1 protein-coding gene and 1 pseudogene are annotated in these 1,054 nt (G+C 69.4%); one reads left to right on the forward strand and one right to left on the reverse strand.

Features of this window, described 5'->3' with window-relative positions:
• Positions 1 to 122 precede the first annotated feature (122 nt).
• A pseudogene (locus AB0I23_RS41555) lies at positions 123 to 359 on the reverse strand (helix-turn-helix transcriptional regulator); the annotation flags it as partial.
• On the opposite strand from AB0I23_RS41555, the gene AB0I23_RS41560 reads away from it, so the two are divergent.
• Positions 345 to 668, forward strand: coding sequence for a hypothetical protein (locus AB0I23_RS41560; protein ID WP_359118466.1), 324 nt, complete (start codon positions 345 to 347; stop codon positions 666 to 668). The pseudogene AB0I23_RS41555 and the gene AB0I23_RS41560 sit on opposite strands and share 15 nt — an antisense overlap.
• Positions 669 to 1,054 lie beyond the last annotated feature (386 nt).

Raw genomic sequence — 1,054 nt, forward strand, 5'->3', positions numbered from 1 at the left:
CGGTGCCCTGAAGACCACGGTCACCGCCTCCGCCGACGGCTACTGGCGCTGGACCTTCGGCGAGACGGACACGACCGGCGGGGCGACCGCGGCCGGCGACTACGTCGACGTCAAGTGAGCGGCTACGACGTTCCGCGCACGCCCGCCCGGTAGCGTCCCGGCGGCACGCCCACCAACCGGCCGAAGTGCCGGGTGAGATGGGCCTGGTCGTAGAAGCCGCTGGCCGCCGCCACCTCGCCCGGCGCCCGTCCCTCCAGCAACAGGCGCCGGGCCCGGCCGACCCGCCGGGACATCAGGTACTGGTGCGGGGCGATGCCGTACGCCCTGCTGAACACCCGTACCAGATGGGCGGGTGGTGGCTGAGCCAGCCCGTGCGCTCCGACGGCTGCCTCGAAGACCGGCTCACCGCCGGGGCGGACGGTCGTCCCGCACCGGTAGAACCGGCCGACCCCGCCCGGTACCTCGAGAACCTCAACCTCGACTTCGGTCTCCTCGACTGGGCCGACGACATGGACGGCCACCGCGACGGCGAATACGGCCCCAGCGACTACGGGCACGACCTGCAAGGCCGGTCCGAAACGTACGTCACGTCCGGCGCTGTCCACGCTCCTTGCTCCTACAAGAAGCGCGCCCGCCTGCTCGCGTGGATCAACGGCGACTGGGGCTGACTACACCTGTGCCTGCCTCACGGGCACGGCCAGACCACGGGGACGGAAATAGGACAGCTTCCCGGAGCGCCGGTTTTAGGAGGTATTACGGCGTGACGCTTCGACAGGAACCGGGGCGGACATCTGGCATACCTGGGAGCCGGTGGCGTCCCGCACGGAGCGATGTGCCGTGCGGGACGCGTGTGCGGGCCGGGAGAGGCTGTTGCCGATGGGTTCAGCGGTAGAGCTTCTTTGAGGATGTGTAGTTCATGCTTCCGACGCCGGTGTAGTTGCCGACGTGGGTCCAGCGTTCCTGGCAATTGGACCACCGCTGGTAGCGCTTGATGGCCCAGGTCTGCTTCCAGATACCGCGCTTGGCGACGAACATGCTGCGGGCGGGGACGGGG

The sequence above is a fragment of the Streptomyces atratus genome (assembly GCF_040655115.1).
Lineage (GTDB): Bacteria > Actinomycetota > Actinomycetes > Streptomycetales > Streptomycetaceae > Streptomyces > Streptomyces atratus_D.